Source organism: Vibrio sp. 10N.247.310.24 (assembly GCF_041467175.1).
In the GTDB taxonomy this organism is placed as follows: domain Bacteria; phylum Pseudomonadota; class Gammaproteobacteria; order Enterobacterales; family Vibrionaceae; genus Vibrio; species Vibrio tasmaniensis_A.
The window spans coordinates 1-6,286 of the sequence record NZ_JBFSUD010000138.1; the positions used below are offsets into that span (position 1 = coordinate 1).

A 6,286-nucleotide genomic window follows, 5' to 3' on the forward strand; every position below is an offset into this window, starting at 1 on the left:
CAGCTCGGAAGGATCCTTCAACCGATCACTTTGGCTTTAACTGATCGGCATTAGGGCCGAAGCCCTCTTTTATATTTTATGCGTATCGGCTCATTCTTATAGAACGTGAACAGATGCCGTGTTTGTAGTACCAGAAGCTACTAGAGCACCAGAAACCATAACTACGATGTCGCCTTTGTTACCTAGGCCAGATTGTAGAGCGATTTCTTTACCGTTGATGTAAAACGCGTCTGTGTTCTCGATAGAGTCAACAAGAACTGGCTTAACACCTTTAGTTAGAACTAGCTGTGCAGCTGTCTTTTCGTTAGTTGTTAGAGCAAGGATGTTTGCAGTTGGGAAGTACTTACGTACTGAACGTGCAGACTTACCGCCTTCAGTTGCAACAACGATTAGAGGAGCAGCTAGCTTCTCTGCTGTGTCTACAGCGCCTTTACATACTGCTTCAGTGATGCGTAGACGTGGGCTGTCTAGACGAGAACCTAGCTCAGCTTTAAGAGCTGAATCAGTACGGTTCGCGATTTGAGCCATGATAGTTACAGCTTCAACTGGGTACTTACCTTTAGCAGTTTCACCAGAAAGCATTACTGCATCAGTACCATCCATGATTGCGTTCGCAACGTCACCCGCTTCAGCACGAGTTGGACGTGGGTTGCTGATCATAGAGTCAAGCATTTGAGTTGCAGTGATAACCATCTTACGTGCGCGGTTACACTTCTCGATCATCATCTTCTGAGCGAAGATTACTTCTTCAGCTGGGATTTCAACACCTAGGTCACCACGAGCAACCATGATGCCGTCAGAAGCTTCAAGGATTGAATCGAAGTTATCTACACCTTCTTGGTTTTCAATCTTAGAAATGATGTGGATGTTCTCGCCGCCGTTAGCGTTTAGAAGCTCACGGATTTCTTTAACGTCGTCTTCTTTACGGATGAAAGAAGCAGCTACGAAATCAACGCCTTGCTCACAACCAAACTTAAGGTCAGCTTTGTCTTTCTCAGAAAGAGCTGGAAGTTGAACAGAAACGCCAGGAAGGTTAACACCTTTGTTTTCACCTAGAGCACCGTTGTTAAGAACTTTACACTTAACTTCAGTTTCTGTTGTTGCGATAACTTCCATTTCGATTAGGCCGTCATCAACAAGGATAGTGTTACCAGCTGTTAGGTCTTTAGCGAAACCTAGGTAAGTTACTGCTACTACGTCTTTGTTACCAACAACTGTTGCGTCAGTTGTGAAAGTGAACTCTTGACCAGCTACTAGATCTACGTCGTTACCATCTTCAAGTTTGATAGTACGGATTTCTGGACCTTTAGTATCTAGAAGGATAGCAAGTTGCTCACCTTTGTTTTCCATTACTGTACGGAAGTTCGCGATACGAGTGCCGTGTTCTGCGAAGTCACCGTGAGAGAAGTTAAGACGCATAACGTTCATGCCAGCATCTACTAGTTCAGTTAGCTTCTCTACAGATTCAGTTTTAGGGCCAATCGTACATACGATTTTGGTCTTTTTCATGGAAGGTACTCTCCGGTAAGTATTGTTACAATTTGAAATTTATTTAAGGTCTGAAGATTGGTCCGCTACATCAACATTTTGTGCCTGTTGTGTAAAAGCGCGGGACTTCCAATATGTCCTTCAGAGTTGTAAGTCTTTCATCAATTTTAGTCATTTTATGACCAAAAGATTTTGATTCAATATCGGTTTTATGTGACTTACCCCACTATATAAGAGGTAAGTTGCAAAAAAATAACAGTCAGTTTTGTAATTTTTTTTCTTTTCGGGTGCGGATTCTACCATCTAATCAGTTCAATATCACTGCTTAACAATTGTCTTAGGACAAGGTTTTATCGCTATTTATTAATTTTTTGGATCAAAATAAATGGACTAAATAGTTTCGTTGTAACTATAATATGTTTCACATCGAAACTTACTGGCCTTTTTTAAATGTCGAAACGAAACACCCAGCTCAGAAGACATGCTATTTCTAACCTCGTTAATGAAAAGGGGGAGGTTAGTGTTGATGAACTATCCGCTAAATTCGAAACCTCAGAGGTCACGATTAGAAAGGACTTAGCGTCTTTAGAGAAAAACGGTCAGCTTTTGCGCCGTTATGGTGGTGCGATTTCATTACCGAAAGAGGTTGTCAACGAAGAACTGGGTCCACAAGTTTCGACTCGAAAGATTTCATTAGCGAAAGCCGCTGCAGATTTAATTCGCGACCATAATCGCATTGTGATCGATAGCGGTAGCACGACAGGGGCGCTAATTCAGCAGCTCAATAGCAAGCGTGGTTTGGTTGTGATGACCAACTCGTTGCATGTTGCTAATGCACTTAATGAATTGGAAAGCGAACCAACACTGCTAATGACCGGCGGCACTTGGGATACCCATTCGGATTCTTTTCAAGGCAAAGTCGCAGAATCAGTACTTCGAGCTTACGATTTTGATCAACTATTTATCGGGGCTGATGGTATCGACCTTGATAGAGGCACAACCACGTTCAATGAATTGGTTGGCCTAAGTAAAGTAATGGCTGAAGTGTCACGAGAAGTGATCGTGATGGTTGAGTCGGAAAAGGTGGGACGAAAGATCCCGAACTTAGAGCTGGCATGGGAACACATTGACATCTTAATTACCGATACAGACTTAGGCGAAGAATCCAAAGCAAGTATCGAATCACATGATGTTCGAGTGATCCTGACCGATCCAGCGTAAAAACAAATTTAAGTATTATGCATTTACCTTCCTATAATTAATCTTAATAAAGATCTGGCCTTTGCTTGCTGCCAATAGGAATAAAACGAAATTGATGGAGTGAAACTATGTGTGGAATTGTTGGTGCAGTAGCACAGCGTGATGTAGCTGAAATTTTAGTAGAAGGCCTTCGCCGCCTAGAATACCGAGGCTACGATTCAGCGGGTGTCGCTGTAGTTGATAGCGAATCTAACCTAACTCGTGTACGCCGCCTTGGTAAAGTACAAGAGCTAGCAGACGCAGTCGATCAACAACATGTCATTGGCGGTACTGGTATTGCTCATACACGTTGGGCGACACACGGTGAGCCTTCTGAAGCAAACGCACATCCACACATGTCTGGCGATATTGCTGTTGTACACAATGGCATTATCGAAAACCACGAAACACTGCGCGCTCTGCTGCAAGAGCGTGGCTACGTGTTTACTTCACAAACAGATACAGAAGTTATCGCTCATCTTGTTGAGTGGGAACTTCGCACGTCAGCTTCTTTGGTTGAAGCTCTGCAAAAAACAGCAAAACAATTAGACGGTGCATACGGCACAGTAGCGGTTGATCGTAAAGATCCTAGCCGTATCGTTGTTGCTCGCTCTGGTAGCCCAATCGTTATCGGTTTTGGTGTGGGCGAGAATTTCCTAGCCTCTGACCAACTTGCACTGTTAAGCGTAACTCGTCGCTTCATGTACTTAGAAGAAGGTGATGTTGCTGAGGTGACTCGTCGTGATGTAACAGTATTTGATGTGGCGGGCGAGCGTGTTGAGCGTGAAATCGTTGAATCAAACGCAGAACACGACGCTGGTGACAAAGGTCAATATCGTCACTTCATGCAGAAAGAGATCTTTGAGCAGCCAACAGCGCTGATCAACACAATGGAAGGCCGTATCTCTGACACTTCGGTTATCACTAACGCGATTGGTGTTAAAGCGGAAGAGATCCTAAGCAAGGTTGAACACGTGCAGATCATCGCATGTGGTACGTCTTACAACTCAGGCATGGCAGCTCGTTACTGGTTTGAATCTCTAGCAGGCGTAAGCTGTGACGTAGAGATTGCCTCTGAATTCCGTTACCGTGATTTCGTTGTTCGTCCGAATAGCCTATTGGTGACTTTGTCTCAGTCTGGTGAAACGGCGGATACGCTTGCTGCACTTCGTCTTGCAAAAGAAAAAGGTTACATGTCAGCAATGACTATCTGTAACGTTGCAGGTTCTTCACTGGTTCGTGAATCTGATTTTGCCTTCATGACTCGCGCAGGAACAGAGATCGGCGTTGCTTCTACTAAAGCTTTCACCACTCAACTAGCTGCAATGCTGATGATGGTAACGTCAATTGGTCGTCTACAAGGTCGCATCAATGAAGAGAAAGAAGCAGAGATCGTTCAAGCACTGCATCAACTGCCTGCTGATATCGAGAAAGCATTAGCGTTTGATAAAGAGATCGAAGCGCTAGCACCTGATTTTGCAGATAAGCACCACACACTGTTCTTGGGTCGTGGTGAGTTCTACCCAATCGCGATGGAAGCGTCTCTTAAACTGAAAGAGATCTCTTACATCCACGCAGAAGCATACGCGGCTGGTGAGCTTAAGCACGGTCCTTTGGCTCTTATCGATGCAGATATGCCAGTCGTCGTTATTGCACCAAGCAACGACTTGCTAGAGAAGCTGAAATCAAACGTTGAAGAAGTACGTGCTCGTGGCGGTCTACTTTACGTATTCGCAGATGAAGATGCAGGCTTTGAAAGCGATGAGAACATGAAGATCATCAAGATGCCTCACGTAAGTGAAGTAACAGCACCTATCTACTACACAGTACCGATGCAGCTGTTGTCTTACCACGTAGCGCTAATCAAGGGTACCGATGTTGACCAACCTCGTAACCTTGCGAAAGCGGTAACGGTTGAGTAATCGTTAGCCTATCTAAGAACATTAGATAATAAGAAGCCCATCCTGTGATGGGCTTTTTTGTGTCTGTTAGCTAACGATCAGCGTTAGATCTAGCTTTACCGGCGTTAAGCGTTAAGCGTTAAGCGTTAAGCATTAAGTGCTTGCTCTAGGTCAGCCAAGATATCGTCAATGTGCTCGATACCTACTGAGAGACGAATCATCTCTGGTGACACACCTGCTTGCTTTTGTTCCGCTTCGCTTAATTGACGGTGTGTTGTAGAAGCAGGGTGACAAGCGAGAGATTTTGCATCACCAATGTTCACCAAGCGCTTGAAGATTTGCAGCGCATCATAGAAACGAACACCGGCTTCATAACCATCTTTCAAGCCAAAAGATAAAATGGCAGACGGCTTACCTTGCATGTATTTCTCAGCCAATGGGTAGAACTCAGAGGTTGGTAACCCCGCGTAGCTCACCCAACTGACTTTCTCATGTTGCTGAAGGTACTCAGCTACTTTTAGTGCGTTCTCTGTGTGTCGCTCCATACGTAGCGACAACGTTTCTAGACCCTGCATCAACATGAAGGCATTCATGGGTGACAGTGCTGCGCCTGTATTACGCAATGGAACGGTTCGAGCGCGGCCAATAAATGCGGCTTCACCAAAGGCTTCGGTATACACCACACCGTGGTAAGAAGGTTCTGGTTGATTAAAGACTGGGAAGCGATCTTTGTGCTCTGCCCATGGGAATTTGCCTGAATCGACAATAACACCACCCAACGTCGTTCCGTGACCACCAACGTACTTGGTTAGCGAGTGCACCACAATATCGGCACCAAAATCGATAGGTTTACACAACACAGGTGTCGCCACCGTGTTATCGACAATCACAGGTACACCTTGTGCGTGAGCAAGCTCAGCAACACGTTCTAAGTCGATAATATTGCCTGCTGGGTTACCGATACTTTCACAATAAACCGCCTTGGTTTTTTCATCGATCAGTGCCGCTAAGCTTTCTGGTTTATCGTCTTTAGCAAAGCGAACTTCGATCCCTTGGTTTGGTAGCATATGAGCAAATAGGGTGTAAGTACCGCCGTAAAGCTGAGGTGTTGAAACGATGTTGTCACCGATTTGTGCCAACGTTTGAATCGCGTAGTTGATCGCCGCGCTGCCTGCACTCACCACTAAGCCTGCAATACCACCTTCTAAGGCTGCCATGCGCTTTTCCAACACATCATTGGTTGGGTTCATTATACGAGTGTAGATATTGCCTGGCACCGCAAGGTTAAATAGATCGGCGCCGTGTTGTGCATCATCGAATTCGTAAGCAACGGTTTGGTAAATAGGAGTCGCAACCGATTTGGTTGTTGGATCAGTGTCGTAGCCGAAGTGAATCGAGAGCGTTTCGTCTTTCATGAGTCTTCCCTGAACTATTGAATGATTTGTGTACTCTCATATTGCCGATTTTTTTATAAAAGAAAAGTATGTTTAGTCACATAGAAGAAACTGGACGAATGGGGCAGAGCGTTGAGCTAGAAGATAAAGGGCTAGAAAAGCAAAAAGCCAGAGCAGCGTGAACTGTTCTGGCTTTTCTAATTTGGTGGCCCTCCCAGATTTGAACTGGGGACCGAACGATTATGAGCCAAGCTTCAGCCCTGT

At 44.9% G+C, this 6,286-nt stretch carries 4 protein-coding genes; 2 read left to right on the forward strand and 2 right to left on the reverse strand.

Annotated features, from left to right (window positions below; translation table 11 throughout):
- Positions 1–96: 96 nt before the first annotated feature.
- Positions 97–1,509, reverse strand: a complete 1,413-nt coding sequence (pykF, locus tag AB6E08_RS22465) for a pyruvate kinase PykF (protein ID WP_017077653.1) — start codon at positions 1,507–1,509, stop codon at positions 97–99.
- A 429-nt stretch (positions 1,510–1,938) separates the two neighbouring features.
- Here pykF and AB6E08_RS22470 point away from each other — a divergent pair, with 429 nt between their 5' ends.
- Both AB6E08_RS22470 and glmS read left to right on the forward strand, forming a co-directional pair.
- Positions 1,939–2,709 (forward strand): DeoR/GlpR family DNA-binding transcription regulator, encoded by a 771-nt coding sequence (locus AB6E08_RS22470; protein WP_004736011.1) that lies wholly within the window; start codon positions 1,939–1,941, stop codon positions 2,707–2,709.
- 107 nt (positions 2,710–2,816) lie between these two features.
- A complete protein-coding gene (gene glmS / locus AB6E08_RS22475; RefSeq protein ID WP_004736010.1) occupies positions 2,817–4,649 on the forward strand; it encodes a glutamine--fructose-6-phosphate transaminase (isomerizing) in 1,833 nt (610 codons plus the stop codon).
- Between the two features lie 125 nt (positions 4,650–4,774).
- On the opposite strand, the gene AB6E08_RS22480 is transcribed toward glmS, so the two are convergent.
- Positions 4,775–6,043 carry an O-acetylhomoserine aminocarboxypropyltransferase/cysteine synthase family protein gene (locus AB6E08_RS22480; protein WP_135383001.1) on the reverse strand — a complete coding sequence of 423 codons (1,269 nt, stop codon included), beginning with the start codon at positions 6,041–6,043 and terminating at the stop codon, positions 4,775–4,777.
- Between the last annotated feature and the right edge of the window lie 243 nt (positions 6,044–6,286).